The organism is Dyadobacter luticola (genome assembly GCF_005860805.1).
Taxonomy (GTDB): domain Bacteria; phylum Bacteroidota; class Bacteroidia; order Cytophagales; family Spirosomataceae; genus Dyadobacter; species Dyadobacter luticola.
Map to the genome: position 1 here is coordinate 476,894 of NZ_VCEJ01000002.1, position 25,225 is coordinate 502,118.

The 25,225-nt window shown below is 45.4% G+C and carries 25 protein-coding genes; 10 read left to right on the plus strand and 15 right to left on the minus strand.

The window, feature by feature from the left end; translation table 11 throughout:
• Window positions 1-12: 12 nt before the first annotated feature.
• Together FEN17_RS01940 and FEN17_RS27185 are read right to left on the minus strand one after the other, a co-directional pair.
• Window positions 13-606: a DedA family protein gene (locus tag FEN17_RS01940; protein ID WP_138363627.1), complete on the minus strand. Its 594-nt coding sequence runs from the start codon at window positions 604-606 to the stop codon at window positions 13-15.
• A 29-nt stretch (window positions 607-635) separates the two neighbouring features.
• Complete coding sequence (locus FEN17_RS27185) at window positions 636-797, minus strand: hypothetical protein (RefSeq protein ID WP_171037808.1); 162 nt, start codon at window positions 795-797, stop codon at window positions 636-638.
• 907 nt (window positions 798-1,704) lie between these two features.
• On the opposite strand from FEN17_RS27185, the gene FEN17_RS01945 reads away from it, so the two are divergent.
• Window positions 1,705-2,268 (plus strand): DUF4136 domain-containing protein, encoded by a 564-nt coding sequence (locus FEN17_RS01945; RefSeq protein WP_138363628.1) that lies wholly within the window; start codon window positions 1,705-1,707, stop codon window positions 2,266-2,268.
• A 105-nt stretch (window positions 2,269-2,373) separates the two neighbouring features.
• Here the strand turns inward: FEN17_RS01945 and FEN17_RS01950 are convergent, their stop codons facing one another.
• From FEN17_RS01950 to FEN17_RS01970, 5 genes are all read right to left on the minus strand, one after another.
• On the minus strand, window positions 2,374-2,712 hold the full coding sequence (locus FEN17_RS01950; RefSeq protein WP_138363629.1) for an MDR/zinc-dependent alcohol dehydrogenase-like family protein: 339 nt from the start codon (window positions 2,710-2,712) through the stop codon (window positions 2,374-2,376).
• 233 nt (window positions 2,713-2,945) lie between these two features.
• On the minus strand, window positions 2,946-3,824 hold the full coding sequence (locus FEN17_RS01955) for a hypothetical protein (protein WP_138363630.1): 879 nt from the start codon (window positions 3,822-3,824) through the stop codon (window positions 2,946-2,948).
• 24 nt (window positions 3,825-3,848) lie between these two features.
• Window positions 3,849-4,502: a hypothetical protein gene (locus tag FEN17_RS01960; protein ID WP_138363631.1), complete on the minus strand. Its 654-nt coding sequence runs from the start codon at window positions 4,500-4,502 to the stop codon at window positions 3,849-3,851.
• A gap of 143 nt (window positions 4,503-4,645) precedes the next feature.
• The gene (locus tag FEN17_RS01965; protein ID WP_138363632.1) at window positions 4,646-5,161 is read right to left on the minus strand and encodes a flavodoxin domain-containing protein; all 516 of its coding nucleotides are present in this window, start codon (window positions 5,159-5,161) and stop codon (window positions 4,646-4,648) included.
• A gap of 100 nt (window positions 5,162-5,261) precedes the next feature.
• The gene (locus FEN17_RS01970; RefSeq protein WP_138363633.1) at window positions 5,262-5,723 is read right to left on the minus strand and encodes an Hsp20/alpha crystallin family protein; all 462 of its coding nucleotides are present in this window, start codon (window positions 5,721-5,723) and stop codon (window positions 5,262-5,264) included.
• A gap of 435 nt (window positions 5,724-6,158) precedes the next feature.
• Here FEN17_RS01970 and FEN17_RS01975 point away from each other — a divergent pair, with 435 nt between their 5' ends.
• Window positions 6,159-6,635 carry a DinB family protein gene (locus FEN17_RS01975; RefSeq protein ID WP_138363634.1) on the plus strand — a complete coding sequence of 159 codons (477 nt, stop codon included), beginning with the start codon at window positions 6,159-6,161 and terminating at the stop codon, window positions 6,633-6,635.
• 368 nt (window positions 6,636-7,003) lie between these two features.
• Here the strand turns inward: FEN17_RS01975 and FEN17_RS01980 are convergent, their stop codons facing one another.
• From FEN17_RS01980 to FEN17_RS02010, 7 genes are all read right to left on the minus strand, one after another.
• Window positions 7,004-7,324 (minus strand): glutamyl-tRNA reductase, encoded by a 321-nt coding sequence (locus tag FEN17_RS01980; protein ID WP_138363635.1) that lies wholly within the window; start codon window positions 7,322-7,324, stop codon window positions 7,004-7,006.
• Window positions 7,317-8,351 (minus strand): alcohol dehydrogenase AdhP, encoded by a 1,035-nt coding sequence (adhP, locus tag FEN17_RS01985; RefSeq protein WP_138363636.1) that lies wholly within the window; start codon window positions 8,349-8,351, stop codon window positions 7,317-7,319. The genes FEN17_RS01980 and adhP overlap by 8 nt, the downstream gene beginning before the upstream one ends.
• A gap of 100 nt (window positions 8,352-8,451) precedes the next feature.
• Complete coding sequence (locus tag FEN17_RS01990) at window positions 8,452-9,744, minus strand: sensor histidine kinase (protein WP_138363637.1); 1,293 nt, start codon at window positions 9,742-9,744, stop codon at window positions 8,452-8,454.
• 256 nt (window positions 9,745-10,000) lie between these two features.
• Window positions 10,001-10,840, minus strand: a complete 840-nt coding sequence (locus FEN17_RS01995) for a universal stress protein (protein ID WP_138363638.1) — start codon at window positions 10,838-10,840, stop codon at window positions 10,001-10,003.
• A gap of 107 nt (window positions 10,841-10,947) precedes the next feature.
• Window positions 10,948-13,446 carry a cation-translocating P-type ATPase gene (locus FEN17_RS02000; protein ID WP_138363639.1) on the minus strand — a complete coding sequence of 833 codons (2,499 nt, stop codon included), beginning with the start codon at window positions 13,444-13,446 and terminating at the stop codon, window positions 10,948-10,950.
• A gap of 91 nt (window positions 13,447-13,537) precedes the next feature.
• Window positions 13,538-14,206, minus strand: a complete 669-nt coding sequence (locus FEN17_RS02005; RefSeq protein ID WP_138363640.1) for a BON domain-containing protein — start codon at window positions 14,204-14,206, stop codon at window positions 13,538-13,540.
• A gap of 141 nt (window positions 14,207-14,347) precedes the next feature.
• Window positions 14,348-15,214 (minus strand): universal stress protein, encoded by an 867-nt coding sequence (locus FEN17_RS02010; protein ID WP_138363641.1) that lies wholly within the window; start codon window positions 15,212-15,214, stop codon window positions 14,348-14,350.
• Between the two features lie 180 nt (window positions 15,215-15,394).
• Here FEN17_RS02010 and FEN17_RS02015 point away from each other — a divergent pair, with 180 nt between their 5' ends.
• From FEN17_RS02015 to FEN17_RS02050, 8 genes are all read left to right on the plus strand, one after another.
• Window positions 15,395-17,092 (plus strand): alpha-amylase family glycosyl hydrolase, encoded by a 1,698-nt coding sequence (locus FEN17_RS02015; protein ID WP_229208649.1) that lies wholly within the window; start codon window positions 15,395-15,397, stop codon window positions 17,090-17,092.
• 37 nt (window positions 17,093-17,129) lie between these two features.
• Window positions 17,130-17,648: a P-loop nucleotide/nucleoside kinase family protein gene (locus tag FEN17_RS02020; protein ID WP_138363643.1), complete on the plus strand. Its 519-nt coding sequence runs from the start codon at window positions 17,130-17,132 to the stop codon at window positions 17,646-17,648.
• Window positions 17,641-18,663 (plus strand): phosphotransferase, encoded by a 1,023-nt coding sequence (locus FEN17_RS02025; RefSeq protein ID WP_138363644.1) that lies wholly within the window; start codon window positions 17,641-17,643, stop codon window positions 18,661-18,663. The genes FEN17_RS02020 and FEN17_RS02025 overlap by 8 nt, the downstream gene beginning before the upstream one ends.
• Window positions 18,664-18,745: 82 nt before the next feature.
• The gene (locus FEN17_RS02030) at window positions 18,746-19,627 is read left to right on the plus strand and encodes a DUF6544 family protein (RefSeq protein ID WP_138363645.1); all 882 of its coding nucleotides are present in this window, start codon (window positions 18,746-18,748) and stop codon (window positions 19,625-19,627) included.
• Between the two features lie 131 nt (window positions 19,628-19,758).
• Window positions 19,759-22,269, plus strand: coding sequence for a magnesium-translocating P-type ATPase (mgtA, locus tag FEN17_RS02035; protein WP_138363646.1), 2,511 nt, complete (start codon window positions 19,759-19,761; stop codon window positions 22,267-22,269).
• Between the two features lie 134 nt (window positions 22,270-22,403).
• Window positions 22,404-23,255, plus strand: a complete 852-nt coding sequence (locus FEN17_RS02040; RefSeq protein WP_138363647.1) for a universal stress protein — start codon at window positions 22,404-22,406, stop codon at window positions 23,253-23,255.
• Between the two features lie 29 nt (window positions 23,256-23,284).
• Window positions 23,285-23,539, plus strand: coding sequence for a BON domain-containing protein (locus FEN17_RS02045; protein WP_171037810.1), 255 nt, complete (start codon window positions 23,285-23,287; stop codon window positions 23,537-23,539).
• Between the two features lies 1 nt (window position 23,540).
• Window positions 23,541-24,347: a universal stress protein gene (locus FEN17_RS02050; RefSeq protein WP_138363649.1), complete on the plus strand. Its 807-nt coding sequence runs from the start codon at window positions 23,541-23,543 to the stop codon at window positions 24,345-24,347.
• A gap of 35 nt (window positions 24,348-24,382) precedes the next feature.
• Here FEN17_RS02050 and FEN17_RS02055 read toward each other — a convergent pair whose 3' ends face one another.
• Entirely contained in the window at window positions 24,383-25,219 is an 837-nt protein-coding gene (locus FEN17_RS02055; protein WP_138363650.1) for a universal stress protein, read from the minus strand.
• Window positions 25,220-25,225: the final 6 nt, after the last annotated feature.

Here is a 25,225-nt window from a genome sequence, read left to right on the forward strand (position 1 = left end):
TGAATGTGAATTTTATGGATTAGCACGATATTTCCTGAATTTTATCAAAACGGAAATAAAGATGACAACAATAATTCCGATGAAGACAAGGTGTTGAACCATCTGCATTTGGGAAAGTACACGGGCCAAGCCATGATGAAAAATTATGCCGCTGCAGACATAGACGGCGACGTAGGATAATGTGGTCAGACTATTGACGATAAAGAATTTTTTCCAGCCAATTCCAGATGTCGCGGCAATAATTGGGCTGAGAAACCGGACTTTTGGAAGCAACGCACACAGAATCAATGTGCGTGTAGTATGTGTTTTGAGGTCCTTTTTTAGCCTGGACAAAAGTTTCCCGTTGTAATTTTTAGTCAGCTGACCGGTATAACGGCGGCTTTTGACAGAGAGATAAAACAAGGCATTGTCGGTGATAAGTAGCCCGGCTAGGGAAACGCCGCCTGCAACCAGCAGGCTAAGATGATTGTGGATGCAAATATATCCCAACGAGATAAGTGAAACCTCTTCGGGAATTGGTGTGAGCTGTTCTATGACTAAAAACCATAAAAAAATCCCCCAATAGGAAAATTGGTGAATATAGGAGGAAATATCTGTCGCATGCATTTGATGCAGTTTTAATCCTGTGATTTCACCTACAATCCCGCAATCGATGGCAGCTCTACCGGCGGTCGCACTGGATCAGGTTCATGCTCGGGCGTGATTTCCGGCAGGTCAGGGAAATAGGGGAAGTTCGGAGCGTCCGGGATGAATTCAGGCTGCTCGGGACTTGGCGGAATCTCGGGTAATGGGTTCATCGTTTTCCTGGTATAAACTGATCGGGATCTTGTCTAAAATTCTTTTTAGCGTACGACTATTTTCAACTTCCTTTAAGGTGCGCATGCCGGAGATCCACGTTGTTTTGACCGGTATGATTCCGCAAAATTGAAGTGTAGCATTTTTAAGCATTTCAAAATCACTGTTCCTGTATTGAAGCCAGATCCACCACCAGGGTGCATCGGATGTAGCGATCAGTTCCGCACTTCTGCCTTTCAATAGCGTCCGCGATCTCCCCATTAAAAGTATCTTTGTTCGGATGTGCCAGTAGGATGTAAATTTTCATAAAAGCAGTCTTGTTTTGCACTTTCATTACCATCATTGGCCGATAGGCTATAAATGCTTCGTTTGATAAAAGTAGGAATCAGCCGCCAGCCAATGAATGATTTGCGTCATAAGACCAAGTGATCGATGTCCTCTGCATCGAAACAGGATTATTAATTCAATTTTTGGTCGAGCGAGTCCCAGGGCACCACCATTGTAGTTTTCAATACTTTTTAATTTGAGTACGGATTGCGCCATTCCACTTCTGGCTTGCTCTGAAAGCATGTGATAGTTGCGTTACCCTCTTTAAACAGGGTAGGTGCTTTTGATGCAATGGAGCATTCGCCGCTGCCTCAAACTAATATTGTTAGGGTCGGCGTGGAACAGCCACCACCGATCACGCCAACCGAAATGCCGACCGGAAATATAGCAAGGGTAGGAGAGCATCACCATGTTGTTTTTTAATGCAAAATTGAAAAATTCGACTTTCACTGTCAGTAATAAATGTCACAGAATGCCATACAGGCATGATAAAGGTCATTAAAATAGGTTGGTGGCAGTCATATTAATCTGTTTGCATTCCCACGATTTTTGACAAAGTAATTTGTCCAAAATCAACATGTTATGAAAAAAATAGTGATACTAATTCTGACTGGCTTTTACGGTTGCAGCCCCGCTATACGCTCGTATTACGATTTTGATAAAGAAGACAATGTTCGGAAGTATATCACCTATGCCTGGGGGACGGAAGATCTTAAAGAAGTCAAAAGCAATCCCTTATATTACAGTGAACTAAACGACAAACGGATACGGGCTGCGGCTAATGACCTGCTACGGGTAAAGGGATACATACTTACCGATCAGGATCCTGATCTCACATTACATTACCACATTGTCATCGAGGAACGATCTATGTTAAGCCCTGATCCTTATGGGTACATGTACGGCGATTACTTTATGAGGCCTCGATCGAACATTTTTACCTACCGCGAGGGGACGTTGATCTTTGACCTTATGAATACCAAACACAAAAGCCTGGTCTGGCGTGGATGGGCGGTAGCTGCCATGGAAGTGGTACTTTATGACACGAAAGACACCGATGTCTTAATCAGGTCGGCAGTTTCGAAGATTTTCCAAAATCTGCCTGAACGAGGTGTGGACAAGGATAGCACCGTTACTTTAAATTAATTTCAAGGCTGTTGAAAAGTTGGGGCAGTACAAGGAATTGAGCTTTTTTCGGAATCAAATTGTCTGGCTTGAAGGATAGAATAACATCATAAGGGTCGTTAGAAGCTAGTCTACAAGCAGTACAGAAGCGCCTGTTATTGACCCGTCACGAAGCGCGGTCAGCGCACTATTGGCCTCTTTTAAAGGAAAAAACCGTACGTCAGTTTTCACCCGTGTCTGAGCGAATACTTCCATAAATTCCTGAGCATCCAGCCTGGTCAGATTGGCCACGGATACTAGCGCCCTTTCCTCCCACAAAATAGAGTAGGGGAATGATGGGATATCGCTCATGTGTATCCCGCCACAGACGACAATTCCCCCCCGGTCGACAGCCCGTAGGGCGATAGGTACCAGCTCGCCAGCCGGAGCAAAAATGAGGGCAGCATCCAATTTTTCAGGGGGCATTTCACAGGAATTCCCTGCTCATACAGCCCCTAATGTCATTGCGAAATTCTGACTTTTAATATCGCCGTCCCGTGCGAACGCGAAGATCTTTTTGCCCTGGCTGATGGCGATTTGGGCCCTGATCTCCACCTGGGATGGGGATCGGGACACTTTTATATTGAAGCGGATCTCCCGGTTTGTCGAGTACCATTGCGTACATATAATCTGATAAATCCATTTTTTGGGCGTCCCGGTTAAAATTGTTCGTACTCGTAATACAGTGTTTCTTCCAGGACCTCTGGTCGGTCAAGCATTACCTTAACCAAAGTTTTACGGCTGGCCGGCATGCCGCTGGCATGGTAGGTATAGGCATAACTGGTTTGTGTTAGTCCCTTCACCAGTGAAGAAACCAAGTTATTTTTATTTAGATGCAGAAAATTGTCAATGCCGCCGTAATAAGTATAGTGCTGGAAATCACCTGTGATTGGAGATGCTATTTTCACTGGCGCCGGGATGATATAATTACCATAAAAAGGATTTTTATGACCGTCGAAAACAAGGAGGGAATTAACAATGCTAGTTTGGGATACACCTTTGGAAAAAGTGGTTTCGGAGTGGATTGAATTCAAATCGTCTGTGCTGAACGAATAGTTAATCAGTTGTTCGTACGAGAAAGCGCTGAAAAAATGAAAGGAACGCTTGCTGGACAAGAGTTTTCCCGAGCTATCATAGGTAAATGTCACGTCATAAAAGTCGTTAAGCGCGCCAGTGTAATTAATTTTGGACAAAAGGCCCGATTGGTCATAATTGTAAACATAACGCTCAGATCCCGACGTGCTCAGGGTGCGCTCCATTTGAGAAAGCCTTCCCCAAGGATCGTACTTATAAATACTTTTTTCTGTCTGAGAACTGGCGCTGTCGGGGGTTTGATAAGTAAATATAGAACCAATTTTTCCATCCGCATCGTAAGAAAACTGACTGATAAACCAGGTCCCGGGACTATCAGGCAGTACCCTCGTCAAACTTTTTACACGCCACTGACTTTCTTCGGGGACCTGGTGATCCGTACAGGAAATGAATGTTAATGTAAACCCGGCATATAATGTACAGAGGATAAACCTTGCTAATTTCATGGTTGTGTTTCTTTAACGAGTTTGTTACTCGGTGATTGCAGGATTGATCACGATGTGTGCTTCCGACGCATCTACCCCTAACGAATAATCGTATGGTGCAGCAGTAAGGACCTTTGTGGTTTCAATATTGTGAAATGCGTATAGAACATTGCCGGTGAACTTAGTATATACCGGTGTGTTAAGTGGCGGCAAATACTCGACCATAATATGATAGGCGGCATCGGAAATGACCACGGTTGTTTCTCCCAAAGGAAGTGATAGAAGCTCAATCGGTACCTGCGGATGTAGCGGTGGAAAGAATGCCGTCGAATAAAGTGACGCAATCGTTGAGGGCCAGCCGGTTGGTTTGTCCAGTATATATCCTGAGCTGGCATGGACGGAAGCGTTGGCAATACGCTTTACATAAAGCTTGATTTTAAATGTAATGTCGATCGTATTAGGGTTCTGACTGAAACGGTACCAGGCAAATTGCATGGGCAGTACCACATCCGGATTTTGAGGGGTTATTGTTGCAAAAATGTCGTTGATCGTTAACCCTTTGGCGAACTCCGCTTTGACGATTTCGAACTCGCAGGGATAGAGACGTGGCGTTCCGTCTGCGCGCTCGCAGTTACTCTCCGGCTCGGTGATATCATGGTCGGCGCACGAAATGGCCAATGCAGTTAGCAGGATTGCCAAGAATGATAGAAGTTTGAGTAACTGTTTGATTTTCACGTGTATAAGCGGTCATAGGTGATATAGACAAAGACTAAAAGTAAACTGGCAACCGTTGCAGAAGAATGACTTTGGTCATCTTTCTGACGATAATAAGTCAGTTAATTTCAGGCCAGCATAAATGCTTCCACAGCAATTGCCAGATCAATGAGATTATCTTTTGACACAGCGTCGACCCCATGGGTCATCACGTTTTTTCGTTCGGGATCTTTCTCAAAGAAAGCGGCCACTCGAAGCATTGTGCGGTCGACCAGATCCAGGGTATTGACAGTCAATTTTCCTGGCAAAAAGAAAAAATTGTCTTTTTTTAGAAGAGATTTAGGGATGTTTTCTGACAGGATTTTTTTTTGTTCTCTTTCGTCCGAATCAGGAGTAGCACAGTCGATGAATATGAACAGCTTTTTAGTCTTCAAGACCGCTTTGTGTTTTGTCAGGAAAGGTCGTAACAAAAGTTTCCCGTAATACACCGAGCTACCCAGAATGATAAAATCAAAACCTGACAGCTTTTCATCTGAGACCTGATCAGAATCCAGATATGGAAGATCCAGCTCCTGCCCCAGCCAATGCGCATACTGCATGGTAGCCCCATACTTTCCCTTAAATACGATAGCTCCGTTTTTCATGACTGGTCGTCTCAAATTGATGCCGCAACTGCAAGGCTAACACTATATAAAATGCCTTCAAATAACTGTGTTGCCTTGCAGTGTACAGCTTTTCATTTAGTTAAGATATTGCAATCTCCTTTTTAGGCGCCGGCAAAGTGGCTTCCTTTTTAGGAAGTGTCAGCTTGAGAATGCCATCTTGGTAGTGCGCATCAATTTTGTCACCATGAGAATTTTCGGGCAATTGGAAGGAGCGGGAAAAGCTATGATAAGAAAATTCCCTTCTTCTGTATTTGCCCTTTTCTTCATTTGTTTCCTGCTCTTTCTGAGCGCTAACGGTCAACATATTGTTTTCTACCTCTATCTTGAAATCCTTTTTTTCAAGCCCGGGTGCTGCCAGCTGAATGGTGTATTCTTCATTGTTTTCAGTGATATTGACCGACGGGAATTTTGCTGCCAGACCAAGCTCGGAAAGGTTTCCTTCAAAGTCAAACAGGGCTGGAAGACCCAGGACATTAGTGTCAAAAAAGTCGTTTAGAAGTAGTCTTGGAAACGTGGTTCCATTTCTTTTTACCAGTGACATAGTTTTGTCTTTTAAGTTTGAACAGTAAATAATCAACTATGTAAAAATAGGCGGTAAGCTGTTGGCTTTGAATGATTAGCCGCATTGACGGAAATGATCGTAGTCAGCTTTAAGTCAGTCCATCAGAGCAACCCACCAGCAGCCAACAACATCCAAATGGAATGTCCCCCGGCAAATCTTTATCCTCAAAATGATGGTACCTACCATTGATAACATCGGCATAATGATGATCTGGATAAAACAGGTTGATAGTCTTCCAGGTATTCATCTGAATAAAATTATTGGTCAGCTAATTCACCTAAATCAGTTAGCAGGGTGATCAAGGTCATTCGTGGAAGCGCGCATTCGTATTTGCTTTGCCAACCAATATTGGTCTAATCGCAACCAGAGCCTATTAACGCAAATTAGTGGTATCTGGTCGAAAAACACATTGAAATGGAAGTAAAAACGAAAACTGGAACTTTGCTGGCTCTTTGGAAAGAAGCCCGGACACGCTTTTCTAATCAGTTGTCCGCCTTAACTGCGCAGGACTTGGTAAGAAAATTACCTCAGACTCAAAATAGTGTAGGATTTTTGATCAGGCACATTGGAGATGTTGAACTGCTCTTCGCTAAAAACGTATTTGGCAGCAGATTAACGGTAAGTGCAAAAACGTTGATTGCACAGCAAGATACCGGTGAATGGACTGACCTGCCTGCCCTAATGCAGTATATATCGGAATCAGCCGACGCCCTGGAAGCTGCCATTCGCCTTCAAAATGATCAGGACTGGGAAACGGACGTCGTCACTAAGGAATTTGGTGTCAAAACCAAAGCAGAGTCTCTGGGGAGAATAATTTCCCATACCGCACATCATGGAGGGCAGCTGGCGATTATATTGAAATATGCTGACCACCTGGTTGCTAGCAATTAATTTTCAGCTTATATTATATCAATTAACTGTTCGCTGCAAAACTGCGACCTACCTTCTGACCAAATCAATTGGGCCAGCCACTGGCCCTTTTCTAAAATTTCGGTGGAGACGGCATGTATCGGTTTGCTGCATGGCGCAATCCTGAAAGAGATATTTTCCAGGCTTTTCGAGGACTTTGTAAATACAATTTCTGCCTTAGTGAAATAAATTGGTAAGACGAAGGTTACTTGCCGGGAGTTGGGTTTGTAGGTCATATTGTGATATAGATTTCGTTGTAACTCTCAGGTTTATACGTTAACTATACAATATTACTTCAAGGTTTGAAAAGCTGTAATGATTTTAGCACACTTGAAAGATGACAATTCTCATCATACCAGGATTTCCTCCTTTATTTCAAGATTGAAAAGATCATGCAGCGCATTGATCAGCGTTTCGGCTTCTCCTCGTTTGCAGGCAGCCTTCAATTGCATGACAAGCTGTTTGAGAATTTTTTGCATCATGTTGCCGGATATGAGGTCCAGTGTTTCACGCTCGACAACATTAAGCTTCTTGGATGCACGTGCCAGTTCTTCCTGACGGATTTGATCCAGGGCTAATTTTAGTTTCTGAATGACGGGCAGCATGACCGGCTGATCGGCCAAATTATCGAAATCAACGATGGCTTCCGACATAATCTGCACGTTAGGCATCGGCAATCTTCATTACAATACGTCCCTGGATCTCGCCGGCCTTCATCTCTCCAAACACTTCGTTAATGTCTTCCAGTTTAGCAGTTCTTACTGTCGCTTTCACTTTTCCATCCAAAGCAAAATCGATGGCTTCGTGCATATCTTTTCTGGTGCCGACGATGGATCCCCGAATGGTATACCGGTTGAGAACGGTTTCGAATATAGGTAAGTCGAAGCCACCAGGGGGAAGTCCGTTCAATGCAAGGGTGCCCTTCCTTCGCATCACCGAGATGCCCTGTTTAAAAGCAATCGGAGATACAGCCGTGACAAGTACCCCATGCATCCCGCCTGTTTCTTTCTTGAGATATTCGCCTGGATCTGTTTCCAAAGCATTTACTACGAGGTCAGCGCCCAGGCTTTTTGCCAGCTCCAATTTATCATTAGCTATGTCAATGGCTGCTACATGCATACCCATTGCCTTGGCGTATTGCACAGCCAGGTGCCCCAGTCCTCCAATTCCGGAAATCGCTATCCATTCACCAGCCTTGGTGTCTGTTTCTTTGATCCCTTTGTAAACAGTCACACCTGCGCAGAGGATTGGGGCCATCTCGATCATTTCGGTTCCGGCAGGTAAATGTGCCACATAGCGGGCATCAGCCAGAACGTATTCGGCATAACCACCGTCGACACTGTAGCCGCCATTTTGCTGGGTCTCACATAATGTTTCCCAACCTGTTGTGCAGTAATCGCAGCATCCACAAGCGCTGTACAGCCAGGGTACTCCCATAATATCACCTTCTCGCACATTAGTTACCTCCGGGCCGACGGCTGCTACATATCCAATGCCTTCATGTCCTGGAATCAGAGGGAGCTTGGGTTTCACTGGCCAGTCGCCGTCAGCTGCGTGTAAATCTGTGTGACAAACACCGCTGGCGATCACTTTAACAAGGATTTGATGAGCGCCAGGTCTTTTGACCTGCATTTCTTCAATTTGCAATGGTTTTCCGAATTCCCGGACAACCGCAGCTTTCATTTTATTTGGTAGCATTGTTATAAAGTTTTCGGACACTGATTTACTTTCGTTTGTAAAATTCAGCTTCAAAACACTTTAAACGCAGGAGCTAAATCAGAAAAGAAACTGACTTCGATCAGTTTCGCGAGGTGGCGGCGGTGGCTAGTTTCGGATTTTCTGGACCCGCTTCCTTATTAGGCAGGCTTACATAAAATGTTGTTCCTTTTCCAAGTTCGCTGATAAATGAAATGGCTCCGCCCATGAGTTCAACGTAGCTCCTAACAATATTTAGCCCCAAACCGGTGCCTTGCACTGTTCCTGCATTATCTGCCCGAAAAAACCGGTCGAAGATATTTGACTGGTCTTCAACCGGGATTCCGATTCCCTGATCGCATACTTCGATTGCGACCGTGTCAGTTTGCGCAAGTACATTCACAAAGATCGGTTTGTCCGTCGGTGAATACTTGATACCGTTTGACAGCAGGTTAAAAAGTATATTTTTAAGAAGTTGCTTATCCAGCCAAACCTCCGAAATGCCTGAGTGTTTGAAGTGAATTTGCTGCCCGTCTTTACAGGTTCCCTGAACCTGTTCAACTAAGCCTGCACAAAATTTTTCCATGTCTACAAGTACAGGTATACTATGAATGTGACCCTCTTCAAGCTTTCCAATGGAAAGGAAGTCGTTTAAAATCTCGGTAAGATTAGTGACTGCCGATTTGATACGGGCAACATGTTTTTGCCTTTTTTCTTCATCTTCGGTGGTGTTGTACCGACCTATCAAAGAGGCAGAAGATAATATTGTTGCAAGCGGTGTCCGGAATTCGTGCGAGGCGATATTCACGAATTGGCTTTTCATATTGTTGAGCTCTTTTTCTTTTTGCAAAGCTCGAACTACCTCCTCTTGTGATTCCTGGATTTTTTTTACTGCCTCTGCTAATTCGCTGGTTCTTTGCTCAACCCGCTCTTCTAAATCAGTATTTAATTTTTGAATTTCAAGATTGGCTTTCCTGATTTGATCCTCCTGATTTTTTCGCTCGGTGATGTCGATAATGAAGCTTACCACAAATTCACCATCGCTTGTCTGGAAAGGACTGAGGCTTACTTCCACCGGAAACTCGCTTCCATCAGATCTTTTTGCATACAGGTCCGTCGCGTGACCCATACCCCGGGCCCGCGGCGCTTCCATATATTGATTCCTGTGCTGCGCATGGTTCTTTGCGAAACGCGGGGGGATCAGCGTTTCGATTTGCTTGCCGATCAGATCTAGTTCACTATAACCAAAAAGCTCTTTGGCTTTTGGATTTACCATGACTATTGTACCCGACTTTTTTACTACGACAATCCCTTCAGTGGCATGTTTAAACAGTGCATCAAGCATTTCAATCTGCCGTGTTACTACTCTGGTTTGAACCAATAAGTCACTAAACATGACAATATACGTTTTTAGCGGCGACAGAACAAGCGCTTAACAAAAGCATAAAAATTGTTGTGATAATATAAATTACACCGAGAGGGGTACGGTATGGTTTTTACTTTTTGAACCGAAAGCAACCCTTTCTCATATCAGGTTAAAAAGGAGACTATCAGGCCTATTCTGTGGTAACAATCTAAAAAAGCCATGTTTGCACAGAGGACCCAGATGATGCAGGGTCACCAAATTTTTGCCTGTCTTCAAGCAGATAGCGTTATGAACCAGCATACGTCCAGACTGTCTCCGGGCAATGGTTGACCACGTCTTCTGCAATGCTGCCCAGCATGAGGTGTGTCAGTCCGGTGTGGCCGTGGGTCGACATGGCAATGATTGAGAATTGCAGTTGCCGGGCATATTTGATAATACCGTCTTCTTCTGTCTTGCCTTGTTTGACCACAGTCGTATAATTGTTCAGATCGTAGAATTTCGCGAAGTTTTCCAGGGCCATTTTCAGCTCCTGGTCTTTTTGTTTTGAATCAGGTGTTTTTACAAGCAATAAGTGCAGCCTTGCATTAAAAAATGCTTGCAGGGTCTTTATTTTTTTGATCAATGCATTTTTGTTCAGCTCGATGGTGGTTGGGAAAATGATGTTTTTGACACGCTCCACCTTTTGGTTTTTGTGTATTGCAAATACCGGTACCGGCGAGCTCCGAACAATTTTTTCGATGTTGGAGCCGACAAAAAGTTCATGGAGACCGCTGGCCCCCTCTGTTCCCATGACCACAAGATCGATATTGTGCTGATGGATTGACTTTAACACCGCCTGGTTGATCAGGCCTTGTTCCACGACGAACTTGACCGGGGTATCGCCGGTAACCATCTTTTTGGTCATCTCATGAAAATCTGCAAGCGCCTGATGCTTCAATTCTACCAAAATAGACATAGAATCCGCATAGTATGGGTTAATTTCCAGTGTTTCTATGTAATCGGGTGTGAGATTGACTACGTGTAAAACAGTTACTTCGCCAAGGCTTTTTGAAGCAATATCAAGAGCGAAACGAAGTGCATGCTCGGAGGCTGAGGAGAAATCGCAGGGAACAAGTATATTCTTCATGAGACCTAAGTTTTGGTTACGGACTGATCAAAATGTTATTCTTTTTAAAATTACATCACAGGTTAACCTGGCGCCGTGATGCCTGTTTGGCCAGAAAATGATCCTTGTCAGATGTGGCGCAGGCGAGAAGACCTGTGCGCTAATAACTTATATATCTCAAACCAAAGTACCGAAGCAAAACCAACCAGCATGCTAAGTAAAATCTGTGACAGACCGGGAATACCAAAACCGAATAACGTTCTCAATGCGGGAATAAGCATGATCAAAACAGACAGGAAAGTTGAGATGGCCAATACCCAGCCTACCATTGCGTTTTTGTATTTCAATGTCACGAAAAGTGATTTGTAAAATGAACGGTTGACTAGCGTCAGGAAGAAGTTGGCTGCGATCAGGCAAATAAAAACGGAACACCGGGTAACTTGCTCCGGGCTGCCGCCCGAAACTTCAAACCAGTACATGCTAAATAATCCAAGGGTAATGACCAGTCCTTGGAGAATACTGACCAGCATTTGTTTGGATGTGAATAAGCTGCTGCTGAAAGGACGTGGCGGTTGTGAAAGTATATCTTTATCGGCAGGTTCGTTTTCGTAAACGATCGAGCAGGTCGGCCCCATGATCAGCTCAAAAAAGATGACATGAACCGGTGTAAAGATCTCGCCATATTTCCATTTGAGTAAGAGCGGCACAAACACGGTCAGGATAATGGGTATATGAATAGAAATAATATACCTGACCGCCTTTTTCAGATTCGCATATATCCTGCGACCAGCCGCGATTGCGTCGACCATACCCGATAAATTATCATGCTGCAATATAAGTGCAGAAGCCTGCTTGGCGATCTCACTTCCCTTTTTCCCCATGGCAATGCCTATATGTGCCGCTTTTAGTGCGGGACCGTCATTTACGCCGTCGCCAGTCATCGCAACAATCTGTCCGTTTGCTTTCAATGCATTGATGACCCGAAGTTTTGCTTCGGGAAACATACGTGCAAAGATCTGGGTTTTCATCACCGTCTTTTTAAGTTGGTCGTCAGTCAATCCTATCAGATCTTTTCCCAGCAAGACATTTTCTGCTCCTTGAAAGCCGATCTGTTCTGCGATGGTTTGCGTGGTTGCTGCATTGTCGCCGGTAATGATTTTTACTTTAATCCCGGCCTGGTAAAAGGATTGCAACACCGACCGTATGTTGTTTTTGGGTGGATCGTAAAAAGCAACCAGACCAGCGAAACGAAACATGATCTGTTGCTGCATTTTCGGAAACTCTTTTCCAGAAAAAGCGCTGTCGCCAACACCTAAAATCCGGTACCCTTTCCTGGTAAAGCCATCCACTGCACTCAGAATGTGATCCTTTTCCTGGTCAGTCAATCTGCAAACCGCAATAATCGCTTCCGGTGCACCCTTCGCAGCGACAATTCTAACACCCGCTTGATTTTCGAACACATGTGTCATCATCGGTGGCGTGCCGCTCAGCGGATATTCGAATGCCATTTCGAAAACGCCCCGTTCGTCGCTGGGTGACAAGTTTTGGTATTCCTGGTGAAGCGCAACTTCCATCGGATCAAAAGGGTCGGGTTCGCTGGCCCACATTGCCAGGGAGAGGAGATGAACAGCCTCGTCATCAGATTTTTCCGGGGAGTTGATAACTTCGTCCCGGTCGGGCAGATAGATCCCGGCCAGCGACATACGGTTTTCGGTGATGGTTCCTGTTTTGTCGGTACAGATCACACTGGCGCTTCCTAGTGTTTCGATCGTCTGGGTGTTTTTAACAATCACACCCGTTTTCATAAGTCGAAATGCACCCAGAGCCATAAACGTTGTGAAAGCGACCGGAATTTCTTCGGGCAGTATGCTCATGGCCAGCGTGAGTGCTTTCATCAGGCTGTCCAGAAAGTTGAGCGACCGGCTGTAATTGATCGTCCAGACAAATAAAAACACAATGCCTCCAATCAATGCCATATTCCTGACCAGATGTCCCACCTGAACCTGCAAGGGTGTTTTTTCGGTCTCAATGGAATCAAGGCTTTCGCCGATCCGGGCAAGCTTTGTATTTTGGCCGGTTCCTCTTACTTCGCAGACAGCTCGGCCGCTTGCTACCAATGTACCTTGATACACTGTGTCGGAAATATATCTGAACACAGCCATGGACTCTCCCGTCAGCACCGATTCATTGACAGAAAAATCATGCCCTTTCACGATGATGCCGTCTGCCGCGATCCGTACGCCTTCTTCAAGGACCAGCAGATCTCCTACAACAATATCCTCCACCGGAATCTGGGTTTCAACAGCATTTCTGATGACCAGGCTTTTAGGCTGCGTAAATGTCCTGAGGTGTTCCAGAGCGCTCCTGCTCCTGGTATCCTGGTATAGCGAAATAACCGAGATCAACACGATAGCGACCAGCATCATCAAAGCTTCCTGATCGGCGCCTGTGAGCAAATAAATGCTGGCGGCGGCGATCAGTAAGATCAACATCGGCTCCTTGACCAGGGACAATAGCGCCGCTAAAAAACCACTTTGTGATTTACCTTCGAGAACATTCCTTCCAAACTTGTCCCTTGACGCCAAAACTTGGGTATCAGTGAGTCCTACTTCGGCGACAGCGTTCATATTTTGTCCAGGAATATTTCAATTATGTTGGAATTCAGAAAAATAAGCCTGCATCAAGCAGGCTTATTGCAAAATACCTAGCTCAATCTTCTTAAAAAGCAAACTCTTCCTCTTCCACCGTTAGATTGTTGATGACCTGGCTCACTCCTGTGGCCGCCCAGGCTGCTTCTTCGGCATCATCTTTCTCGTTCCAGGAACGGACGATACCTGTTAAAGTGACTTTGTTTCCAGTAACGGACACTTTCACTTTTCCCGAATCGATAGAAGCATGGCGCTGGAAGGCAGACTCAATCTTCCTACTGATATCGCCAGCCATTGGTTTGGGTTTCAAGCTAATATTGTTGACGACCAGGCGAACACCAGATAGGTTCTCAATTGCATTTATTGCCATCGAACGTTCGTAAGACCAATCAACCTCACCAGACAGGGTAACAAAACCATCTTCGACTTTGATCTTGATTTTTTCGCTCACAACAGCCGAATTCCATTTTAGCGCATTGGCTACAGCTTCCGCCAATTCGGTATCGGTTTTTTGTTTTTCCGGATATATACGAACAACGATGTCTTCTGCAACAGCTTTGACACCCGACACCTTTTTCGCTGCTTTTTCCGCAGCAAGTTTCTTAGGATAAGAATTCACCAGGCCCGAAAGGGTCACAATACCGTTCTTGACAGATACGCCAATTTCAGCGGCGTCCAGAATTGGTTGCCAGCGTAATTGGTCCATTACATTTCTTTGAATTTCCAGATCGGTTTTCATGATTGAAAATATTTTGAGTTATACATCGGCGAATTTTATTGCCTTGTTACAAAGCTATTTTAACTCGGTTGTTTGATGAATGACATTGATCAGCCGCCGTAGTGACTCTTGTCTGTGCCCCCATCCAATCGGTCACATCGCTCAGTCTAGTATTACCATCGGCACTCTGAATTTGGTGTGGGAAGACCTGTGATGATAAACTAAAAGGGGTACGTGGGTTTCAGTTGTGAGCTTTTTGGTCATGGACGGATTGAGAATCTTTTCAAAAAAACTCCGGTGTCGGTGCGAAACGATCAGCAGATCAGCCATTATTCTCTCGCAATAACCTTCGAGGGCATCCATTAAATGGTCACCGGTCAGAATGATGATATCTTCCCGGCGAATGCCTAGTTCTTTCCCAAGTTCATCAACATATTGCCCGTCTGGCTGGATATTCAGTTGTTCATCAGAATTCACTTTCACGAGTTTGAGCTTGCCGCCCAGTTGTTTAGCTAATGCTATAACGCTTACTAAAATTTCTTTCTCGTCGAATTCAAGCTGCGTCGCGTATACGATGTAGTCAAAATGCTCAGTTCTTCTGTCCGGGGGAATAATTAAAACAGGGCATTGGGCATGCAGCGCAATACCAGTTGCCGAGCTGCCAATCATTTTATCCAAAAACTTTCCGTGCCCCGTGCGGCCAACCACAATCAGATCAGCAGAGGTTTCCTGAGCCTGCCTTAATACGGCAGTTTCCACACCATCTGTCTCGAAAATACCATCTGAACGAAAGCCTTCCCGCTGGGCAGTGGAGACAAGTTCATTGAGTTTAGACCGGTAATCATCTTCCAGTTGCTGGTAAATGGGAGCGCTCGTAATCGACTCAGGAACCATATAATCGCCTACGTACGGCTGATAAGCATACATGATCAATAATTTAGCGCCGGTTCTGCCTGCGATCTGCTTGGCGGCAATCAGCGCTTTGTCGGCATTTTTGGAAAAGTCGGTAGGTACCAGGATTGTTTTCATAATAATGAATAGGTTGATTAGGGTGGACTCATTTTCAACGTGTTACAAAGTTGAAGGCCGCCATCCGATTTGGGAATGACAAAAATCATATCTTTTCAAAAGCCTGGTCAGTCGAATCGAATGGGTAGCTTGATAGTTTTGTTGTCATATAACAAAGCCGGTAAAATGACTGCTAACGGCATGATCAATTCCATTTTTGACATTGAGCTTTCCGCAAAGCCGGGAAAAACTTACTGGGTCGATGGCAATCGAGAGTGGCGGGAGGAATTTATTTATTTTTTGCTGGTTGATCGTTTTCACGATGATCTTGCCAGGAAACCGGCGGATCAAGCTGACCGGCAGCCGGGTTTCGGGAACGCTTCTCAACTTCGGAAAATTTGCGGCGGCACACTTAATGGGATAACACAGCACCTGGATTATATCCGTGATCTGGGCTGCACCGCTGTATGGCTCAGCCCGGTTTTTGAAAATAATGCGTTTTCCTACCACGGCTATGCCATTGAAAATTATCTGAATATTGATCCACGCTTTGGGACAAAAAAAGACCTGGAGGACCTTGTAGAAAAAGCCCACGGTTATGATATCAAGGTCTTTCTCGACATTGTACTACACCATTCCGGGGATAACTGGACGTATCCCGGAGATGACAAATACTTCTATTACCAGGGAGCAATTTTCCCATTTGAGTCCTGGCGCTCGCCGGAACTTCCAGTGCCAATCGAATTAAGAAACCCGGAGCTTTATTGGCGGAAGGGACAGATCCGAAACTTTGACGTATATCCGGAAACCCGGGAGGGTGATTTTGAAAACCTGAAAAGCTTCAAAAATGATTCGTCTCCCGAGGCCCTGTTGGTACAGCAGATACTGACCAAAATACATTGTTACTGGATTAGGGAGACGGATATCGATGGGTTCAGGATCGACGCGGTCAAGCACATGGGGGAGGAAACGGTAAGCCAGTTTTGCTCTCACGTGCGCGAGTATGCCTACAAACTCGGGAAACGTAACTTTTTTCTGTTTGGTGAATTTGTCGGGCCCGAGGAAATGTTTAATCGCTACATCGGCCCCAAGACGTCCGTGGTAGTGGAAGACAAGGCGATTTACTTTGGTTTGAACTCCGTCCTGGATTTTCCGCTTTACCACATTCTTGCAGATGTGATCCGCGGGGTTTCTAAGCCGGAGCGACTGATCGAGCGTTACGAATCGCTTCGCAAAAATGCCCTGGGACGCGGTGAGTTCGGCGAGTTTCTGGTCACCTTTATTGACAACCATGACCAGTTAGGCCAGGTAATTAAAAGGCGGTTTGGAAAAGAAGCTTCTGAAAATCAGATCATCGCGGGAATCGGTTTTCTGCTGTGCGCACTAGGCACCCCATGCATCTACTATGGTACCGAGCAGGGGTTTGAGGGATCTGGCGAGCAGGATTTTAATGTGCGCGAGGCGATGTTCAGCCTTGAAAATCCGGAATTGAATGCATTGAACAAATCCTGCCGGATATACCAGGAAATTGCTGCCTTGGCCCGGGTCAGAAAGGAAAATGCCCCGCTCAGGTTCGGCCGGATGTATATGCGCAAACTTTCGGTGGATGGCAAGAATTTCATTTTGCCCACCTTCGAGAAGTGTCTGCTCGCCTTCTCGCGGGTGCTCTACGATGAAGAAATAATAGTCGCCTACAACAGTTCCCAGAATGAAGAAGATGCAGAGTATGTTCTGGTGGACCCGATGCTTAACCCGCAAGGAAGTGTTTTCCGGTTTATTTATGGCGATAAAGGCAGCGTAAATGTGCTTCTGAACGAAGAAGGGAACAGACATTTTATTAAACTGAAACTGGGACCTGCCCAGTTTGTGGTGCTGACCAACGGTAATACAGTAGGGTGACGACCTGACTATTTACATTTAAAAACAAACTTATGCAATGAAAGAGCCTGGATCCGGATTAGTAATTGTAGTGTCGGGCTTACCCGGGTCAGGCAAAAGCTATTTTGCCGAAAGATTGGCTGAGGCATTAGAAGCGGTTTATCTTAGCAGCGACAAGATCCGGAATTCGCTGCAAGCCAGGGGAAAGTATGCGTTAGAGGATAAAATGCACATTTATCATGTGATGGCTGCAATGACCGCCCGACAGTTGGATAGAGGTCAACCCGTGGTTGCAGATGCTACTTTCTATCATCATATCATGCGCGATCTGTTTTCAGAAATCGCATCAAAGCATTATGCAAATATCGCCTTTATTGAAATTATAGCCACCGAGGCACTGATACGTCAGCGGCTGGCCAGCCCAAGAGAGGACAGTGAAGCAGATTTTGGCGTTTATGAAAGTATGAAAGGACTTTTTGAGCCCTATACCACCGAACATCTGGAACTTCATTCAGGCAACGATAATCTTTCAGAGATGCTCGCAGTAGCCACTGCTTACCTGCAACAATATGACTGAGCAAGACTTACAAATACTTGTAAAAGATGGGATCTATAAAGGCAAACCCCTTGGTGCAAAGCTTGAAGAAACCCACATATCCTGGATATTACTGACCAATGAGCTGGTATTTAAAATCAAAAAACCAGTGAAGCTCTCGTTTCTCGATTTCTCAGGACTAACCACCAGAAAAACGCTTTGTGAGAAAGAACTGAGGTTAAATAAACGGTTTTCACCTATTTATTTGGACGTACTCCCGGTTACTAAGCAGGTAGATGGATATGAAATTGGTGGTGAATCTGGCCAGATAATTGACTATGCCGTAATGATGAAACGGCTGTCGGCCGCAAAGAAAATGGACACCCTTCTTGCTGTTAAGGAAATTACCAGCGAGGATATGGTTGCCCTGGCAGAAAAAATTGCCGATTTGCATCGCAATGCCCAAGTTATTTCAACCGCGTTTGACCCGAATGTGCAAATGGCAACATTCAATGATATTGAGAGTATAAAGCTTTTTGCCGCCAGGCACTTAACAAAAGATTACCTGAACATTATTGACAACGCGACCTCGACCGGAAACGCGTTTATCCATCACTATGCCGACAGGATGGCAGAGCGGGTGAGACTGGGATTTAAAAGGGATGTGCATGGCGACCTTCACAGCGGCAATATTTTTATTGATAAAGAGCCTATAATCTTTGACTGCATTGAATTTAATGACGCTTTCAGGCAGATTGATGTGTTGAGCGACATCGCTTTCCTGTGCATGGATCTGGAAGCTGCTAGCCAGGGATCGCTTTCTGAAATCTTCCTCACTATTTATTGCGATCAGTTTCCCGCCTTTCAGCAGTCGGCTGACAATCAGATTTTCCTCTATTATAAATGCCTGCGCGCTAATATCAGGGCAAAAGTGAATGCGGTCAGCGCCTGGGAGTCAGAAGGAAGTGAACCTTTTCAGGAACATTTGGAAGCTGCCGAGAAATATCTAAGGCTGATGAACGACTATGTCATGCAAATACAGGGCAAGGCTGATTAATCTCATAAAATCAGGCAGGTAAGGGTCATATGCTCCGACATCCGACAGGTTTATTTTTATCATGAAAATAGACAGAGATCCTATGAGCACATCACGTACCCACATTTATTCCGAAGTCGCTACGACTGTAAGTGAAAAAACAGGCTATTCCGTTACACTGAAACTGGGGCTGGCGTTTATTACTTTATCGTTTGTCATATTTTTTATGGGACGGCTGAACCTGTATCTCAAATTCAGTGATGAGGTCGCGCAGCTATTTATAAGCGCGAAGGAGATTACATCAAAAAAGTATCAGGTGCGACAATTGGAAGGACTTCCGCAGCCTGTCCAGCAATATTTCCGGCACGTACTTAAAGACGGGCAGACCTATACGAGCACGGTGTACCTGCGTCATAACGGGGTATTCAAAACCGATTTAAAAAAGGGCTGGATTGATATTTCGGGTGAAGAGTATTTTACTGCGGATAAGCCAGGGTTCGTCTGGAAAGGTAAGACAGCAATGTTCACTGCCAGGGATATGTACATCGCTGATCAGGGCAGGCTGGTCGTTTCTTTGTTCTCGCTTTTTACCATCGAAAACCAGCATGGCGAAAAATATGATAAAGGTGAATTAATGCGCTGGCTTGGTGAAAGTGTTTGTTTCCCTACGAATTTGTTGCCACGTGAAAATCTGAAATGGTTACCCATCAACAATAGCTCGGCGGTACTCGAATACGAGCACAGGAATTTGATTGTTTCCTTTGTCGTATTCTTCAATGACCGGCATGAGATCATCGAAATGCGGGCATTGCGTAATATGGGGGACGGACCCAGACAGCCCTGGGTCACGAAATTGGGCCGGTATCAAAACTGGAATGGTATGCTAATCCCTACGGTTTTGGAGGCAGGGTGGGAGATCAGTGGTTTGTACCAACCTTATGCCCGGTTTACAATACAGGATATCTCCCATAACGTGAAATTTTAGACTTCTGATGACCAGTGTTCCCGAGGCTAATCTAGCTCATCAGGATAACTGACGATCGTCATAATTACGGTTGGTCCAGTTGCCCAATTTTGCAATTAGATGCCTGTCAAACATTTAATTGCTTAGTAATCATGTATGTAAAAAATATTCGCGGGTTACCTATAAACAGTATCCTTGATTTGCTGGAAAGCGGTGAACAAGGTTTGAGCGCTGACCTGGTCAAGAAACGCCAGAAACAAAGCGCGCAGCAGACAATCGATGAATCGGACTTCAAAAAGGGGCTGAAAATATTTGTCAGGCAGTTTACAAGTCCGCTGGTACTACTGCTAGTAATTGCCGTTTTACTGTCTGCGGTTTTAGGAGAGGTTTCTGATACACTGATCATCTTCTTTATCCTGATTATTACCGGATTATTAAGCTTCTGGCAGGAACTGCATGCCGGAAAGGCGGTTGAAAAGCTCCGGCAAATGATCGAGCTCAAAAGCCTTGTGGTGCGCGACGGGGCTCAGGTATTGGTCAATTTAAAGGAGATTGTTCCGGGCGATATTATCCGCCTCAAAGCGGGCGACATTATTCCGGCCGATTGCCGGATCATGGAAAGTAATGAGCTGCACGTCAATGAAAGCAGCCTGACCGGCGAGAGTTACCCGGCAGAAAAAATGCCCGGTGAAACCGATGAGCAAACCGCCCTTGCCAAAACCTTCAATTGTCTTTGGGAGGGGACCAATGTGGTGAGCGGTACGGCCACGGCTGTCGCTGTACGCACCGGAAAGGATACAATTTTCGGAAAACTTGCGACCAGCCTTTCCGAAACCCCTGAAACGGCATTTGAAAAAGGGATCAAACACTTTGGGTATTTCCTTCTTCAGATCACTGCCGCGCTGACGTTGGTTATTTTTGCGATCAATATCTATTTCCACAAACCGCTGCTGGATTCGCTTCTTTTTTCCCTGGCCCTGGCCGTGGGAATGGCACCGGAACTGCTGCCCGCGATTATGACGGTCTCCATGTCTTCTGGTGCCAGCCGGATGTTGAAAAAGAAGGTAATTGTTAAAAAACTCTCCTCGATATTTAATTTCGGCGAGGTCAATGTGCTGTGTTCCGACAAAACGGGCACGATTACGGAAGGCACGGTGTGTGTGAAAGATTTCGTCAACGTATATGGAAAACCGGACGAAGAGGTCCGGATGTTTGCCTACCTGAATGCTTCCATGCAGCAGGGTTTCTCCAATCCTGTGGACGAGGCGATCTGTAAATTGAAAGTTGATACAAAAACATATGCGAAGGTTGACGAAATCCCTTACGATTTCATTAGAAAAAGATTGAGTATCCTGATCAGTCATCAGAACTCGAAAAGTATTATCAGCAAAGGCGCATTGACCAACATTTTGGAGGTATGCAGTTTTATCAATGCAGAAACAGGGGATTTGCAGGCATTGGATGAAAAGACGCGGGCAGCCATTAATGATCGTTTCGAAGCTTATTCGAAAGAAGGTTACCGGGTTTTAGGGATTGCTTCAAAGACTTTTCAGGGCGAGAAAATAGGCCGCGACGATGAAAATGCGATGACATTCATGGGTTATCTGCTATTGGAAGACCCGCTGAAAGAATCCAGCACAGCCTCCATTAAGCGGCTCGGAGGAATGAATGTGCAGTTCAAGATCATTACCGGCGATAACCGTTATGCGGCCGCACAAATCGCCCAAAAGCTAGGAATTAACGCACCACAGGTATTGACAGGCGATGAATTGAATAAAATGTCGCCCGAGGCATTGCAGATCAGGGTGCTCAAAACAGATGTATTCTCAGAGATCGAACCCCATCAGAAAGTACGGATCGTGAAGGCATTGCAGCTGGCCAAACAGGTGGTTGCCTACATCGGTGACGGGATTAATGACGTGACAGCGATCAATGCAGCGGATGCCGGTATCTCGACCAGCAATGCGGTGGACGCGGCAAAGCAGGCAGCGGATTTTGTCCTGTTGGAAAAAGATCTTTCGGTTTTGGCCGACGGCATTGAAGAAGGTAGGAAATCCTTTGCGAACTCGATGAAATACATATTCATCACAACTGGGGCAACTTTTGGGAATATGTTCAGCGTAGCCGCGGCGTCTTTGCTGCTTCCCTTTTTGCCCATGTTGCCCAAGCAAATTCTGCTGACCAACTTTATCACAGACCTGCCCGCATTGGCGATCGCGTCGGACAATGTTGATCAGGCGCAACTGGCTTCGCCCGGTAAATGGGACATGAAGCTGATCCGCAATTTCATGATGGTTTTCGGCCTGCACAGCTCTATTTTTGATATTCTGACTTTTTACGTCCTCTATTTTCACTTCGAGCTGACCGGCGCAGCATTTCGCACGGGCTGGTTTTTGGAATCTGTGATTACCGAATTGCTGATCTTGCTGGTGATCCGCACGCAGGCGCCATTTATCAAAAGCAAACCTGGGAAAGCCCTGCTACTAATTACGTTGTTTTCGCTGACACTAGCGCTCATTCTGCCCTGGTCGCCTGTTGCACAGACTCTTGGTCTGATGGCAGTACCCGCCAGGCAAATGCTGATTTTGTCAGGCATTCTGATCCTGTATATGATGAGCGCCGACTGGTTGAAAATTCTGTTTTTTAAGTTCCATAAAAGCTAAGTCAGTGTCTGATGTGATCCTTAAAAGCTGACTAAAATCACTTCCTTTCATCTCAAATGTCATTAATAATCAATGTCTTACGGCGTAACTTGAATCAGTAATTCACTATCGCGAAGTCCTGAAATCAACAAGTTATGAAAAAGATCCTGGTCCCTTTCGACTTTTCCGTTGTCGCCCACCATGCCTACCAGTTTGCCTGCGAAATTGCAGTCGCAAATGACGGCGAGGTACATGTTATCCATGTCGTGGAAGTACAGTATCTGTTTGGTAATGGCATGCCAGGGCAACCCTATGTGGCTTTTGATTCTGTTCATACAATTACCGAAATCAGCCGTGACGCCGAAGATGAATTTAGGAAAATGGCGGAGGCATTAGGGCCTGGTGCTACCAAGGTGAAGTACTCCATAAAAACAGGCTCTTTGACAGACCTAATACTTAAAACGGTAACGGAAGAAAATATTGATCTGGTTGTGATGGCAACCTCAGGTGCGCATGGGCTCAAAAAATTCTTCATTGGTTCCAATACTGAAAAAGTTGTACGTATGTCTCCTGTGCCAGTTTTTGTACTTCCTAAAGCATTACACCTCAAAGATGTTCGCAACATTGTATTGCCAACATGTCTTGATCTGACACAGGGCGAGCTTATTAAAAAGGTGCAGGCTATGCAGCAGTTCTTTGATGCCGTCATCCATGTTTTGTATGTGAATAATTTCCCTACCAGCCTCATCCGGGACGAGGAAGTGGAAGTAAGCCTCAATGATTTTGTGAAATTTTACGGTTTGACAAAGTATACCCTCAACATTAGGAGGGGTGCAGATCTGGACGGGGCTATCATCCGGTTTGCCGGTAAAGTGCCGCATTCGATCATTGTAATGTCCACGCATGGCTATCAGGGCTTCAAGCACCTGCTAAGGGGTAGTGTGGCCGAAGATGTGGCCAATCACGCCGTCGAGCCTGTATGGACATATGTATCACAGGATGAGTAATGGACCTATATGCAACCGAGAATGCCGCTATGAAAACCTGTATTAGTGACTCGGCACTTGCTGATCATATCAAAAGTGCATTGCATCAAAACAGCCAGCTAAATGATAGTGATATCCACATATCAGTAGATGAAGGATGGGTGTCCCTGGATGGCAGGGTAGGCAGGGAGACTGACAGGCGTGTGGTTCAGTCCTGTGTAGAAGATATCCTGGGCGTTTTCGGGATAACCAATAATCTCACCTTTTCAAGACAGCTTTCCAAAAAGCCCGTTTCTGTATCATAACATGAAAAAAATTCTTGTACCCTGTGATTTTTCCGCGTCAGCAATTGAGGGGCTTCACTTTGCGGTTGAACTTGCCGCTGCTACCTCGGCAGCAATCACCGTGCTTTCGGTGATAAGCCTGCAGCAGCAAATGGACGAATTTCTGGTATCAGAAGGGTTTCGTGAGAATTTTGAAAATGAGGTTATCAAACTAAGGCTGCCTATTCCGATCTGTCACAAAATTCGGCTTGGGAAATTCGCGGTCTCTGTCATAGACGCTATTGCCGAGGAACGCATCGATCTGGTTGTGATCGGTACCCGGGGTTCACGGGGTTGGGAAGGTCCATTCATGGGGTCTAACGTTGAAAAAATTATCAAGGTCTCGCCAGTCCCTGTCTTCGCGGTAAAAGCGAAGACCCACCTCGCCGGAATCAGGAATGTCGTTTTTCCATGCGATCTGATGCTCTCAGAACATTATGGAATGACCCGGCTAAAAAAAATTCAGGCCGAGCTGGGCGCGACGCTTCATCTGCTCAGAATCGATACTTCAGGCTTCCTGAGCCGGGAAACGCTCTATGACCGAATAAAGGAATATGCCATATTTCATGGCCTTTCAAAATACACCATTAACATCGTTACAGATACGGACGAGACAGCAGCGATCCTGCATTTTGCCAAACAGTTAGGGGCAGATATGATCGCGATGACCACTCGGGGTGCGGCCGACCTTAATCATTTGTATATGTCAAGCATTGCGGCCGATGTCGTCAATCATGCGCATTTACTTACCTGGACCTGTATCCAGCAACCAGTAAAGCAACCGGTTTAACAAAATTCCGGGCATTCGATGCCCGGAATATGGCCCTACGTGTGGGCTATAAAGAGCGGGTTATCCAATTTTTCCATCAGTACATCTGCCATACTTCTGCGGAACCATCGCGAAACCAGGTTCCGCTGGTAAGCTCCCATGACGACCAGCGGCGGCTTTTCACTTACTTTTAAATACTTCACGATTTCTTCTTCGGGGATGCCATGCAGGACATGATAGCTGGCATTGTTAAAGTGCCGCCTCGAAAATTCCTTCATCAGGCGATTATCCGGTACGTGCAGGTTCTCATCCTGTGGTTTAACGGATAATATCTCCACAGGCTGCATTTTCATGAAAGGCAGCAGATAACTGAACATCTTGATCGCAAACATGGAAGAAGGCTGTCCATCGTACAATAATACCGTTTTGTCAACGAGCTCAAAGTTTTCCGGTACCACCAGTACCGGGCATTGAATATCGCCAAGTAAGTCGCGAAGAAATCCGGTGGGGGGCACCTGCGGGAACGGGGACAGCGTCTCGTTTTTGCCAATAACCAGCAGGTCGGCATAGACCGTTTCGTGCAGCAATTCAGGCAATGCAAAATTCCGGTCATGATGTATACTGAATTCCAATTCGCCCTTTTTGCAAAGCGCGGTAAACTTTTCTACGGATTCTGCCCGCTTAATAACATCTTCCTGATTAAGCTTGCGAAGTTGCTGTTCCCAGGGTTCAAGCCTTGGCGCTATTTCGTAAATGTTATAACTATGATAACTGAAATCTTCAATAAATACCCCGACCAGGTGTGATTGCGTTTCACGGGCTATCTGCAAGGCGAATTCGACAGTGCTTTCCGAATATTTGAGCCCATCGAGGGCGGCGATGATCTTTTTCATAGGCTT

Excerpts from the sequence above, each read along its gene's own strand:
- FEN17_RS02025 (WP_138363644.1), top strand. The coding sequence starts at position 17,641 with ATGACTGAGCAAGACTTACAAATACTTGTAAAAGATGGGATCTATAAA.
- FEN17_RS02055 (WP_138363650.1), bottom strand. The coding sequence starts at position 25,219 with ATGAAAAAGATCATCGCCGCCCTCGATGGGCTCAAATATTCGGAAAGC.
- FEN17_RS01955 (WP_138363630.1), bottom strand. The coding sequence starts at position 3,824 with ATGAAATTAGCAAGGTTTATCCTCTGTACATTATATGCCGGGTTTACA.
- FEN17_RS01970 (WP_138363633.1), bottom strand. The coding sequence starts at position 5,723 with ATGTCACTGGTAAAAAGAAATGGAACCACGTTTCCAAGACTACTTCTA.
- FEN17_RS02045 (WP_171037810.1), top strand. The coding sequence starts at position 23,285 with ATGAAAACCTGTATTAGTGACTCGGCACTTGCTGATCATATCAAAAGT.
- FEN17_RS01940 (WP_138363627.1), bottom strand. The coding sequence starts at position 606 with ATGCATGCGACAGATATTTCCTCCTATATTCACCAATTTTCCTATTGG.
- FEN17_RS02050 (WP_138363649.1), top strand. The coding sequence starts at position 23,541 with ATGAAAAAAATTCTTGTACCCTGTGATTTTTCCGCGTCAGCAATTGAG.
- FEN17_RS27185 (WP_171037808.1), bottom strand. The coding sequence starts at position 797 with ATGAACCCATTACCCGAGATTCCGCCAAGTCCCGAGCAGCCTGAATTC.
- FEN17_RS02000 (WP_138363639.1), bottom strand. The coding sequence starts at position 13,446 with ATGAACGCTGTCGCCGAAGTAGGACTCACTGATACCCAAGTTTTGGCG.
- FEN17_RS01950 (WP_138363629.1), bottom strand. The coding sequence starts at position 2,712 with ATGCCCCCTGAAAAATTGGATGCTGCCCTCATTTTTGCTCCGGCTGGC.
- mgtA (WP_138363646.1), top strand. The coding sequence starts at position 19,759 with ATGTATGTAAAAAATATTCGCGGGTTACCTATAAACAGTATCCTTGAT.
- FEN17_RS01980 (WP_138363635.1), bottom strand. The coding sequence starts at position 7,324 with ATGCCTAACGTGCAGATTATGTCGGAAGCCATCGTTGATTTCGATAAT.
- FEN17_RS01995 (WP_138363638.1), bottom strand. The coding sequence starts at position 10,840 with ATGAAGAATATACTTGTTCCCTGCGATTTCTCCTCAGCCTCCGAGCAT.
- adhP (WP_138363636.1), bottom strand. The coding sequence starts at position 8,351 with ATGCTACCAAATAAAATGAAAGCTGCGGTTGTCCGGGAATTCGGAAAA.
- FEN17_RS02015 (WP_229208649.1), top strand. The coding sequence starts at position 15,395 with ATGATCAATTCCATTTTTGACATTGAGCTTTCCGCAAAGCCGGGAAAA.
- FEN17_RS01975 (WP_138363634.1), top strand. The coding sequence starts at position 6,159 with ATGGAAGTAAAAACGAAAACTGGAACTTTGCTGGCTCTTTGGAAAGAA.
- FEN17_RS01945 (WP_138363628.1), top strand. The coding sequence starts at position 1,705 with ATGAAAAAAATAGTGATACTAATTCTGACTGGCTTTTACGGTTGCAGC.
- FEN17_RS02010 (WP_138363641.1), bottom strand. The coding sequence starts at position 15,214 with ATGAAAACAATCCTGGTACCTACCGACTTTTCCAAAAATGCCGACAAA.
- FEN17_RS02030 (WP_138363645.1), top strand. The coding sequence starts at position 18,746 with ATGAGCACATCACGTACCCACATTTATTCCGAAGTCGCTACGACTGTA.
- FEN17_RS02020 (WP_138363643.1), top strand. The coding sequence starts at position 17,130 with ATGAAAGAGCCTGGATCCGGATTAGTAATTGTAGTGTCGGGCTTACCC.
- FEN17_RS02005 (WP_138363640.1), bottom strand. The coding sequence starts at position 14,206 with ATGAAAACCGATCTGGAAATTCAAAGAAATGTAATGGACCAATTACGC.
- FEN17_RS01990 (WP_138363637.1), bottom strand. The coding sequence starts at position 9,744 with ATGTTTAGTGACTTATTGGTTCAAACCAGAGTAGTAACACGGCAGATT.
- FEN17_RS01965 (WP_138363632.1), bottom strand. The coding sequence starts at position 5,161 with ATGAAAAACGGAGCTATCGTATTTAAGGGAAAGTATGGGGCTACCATG.
- FEN17_RS02040 (WP_138363647.1), top strand. The coding sequence starts at position 22,404 with ATGAAAAAGATCCTGGTCCCTTTCGACTTTTCCGTTGTCGCCCACCAT.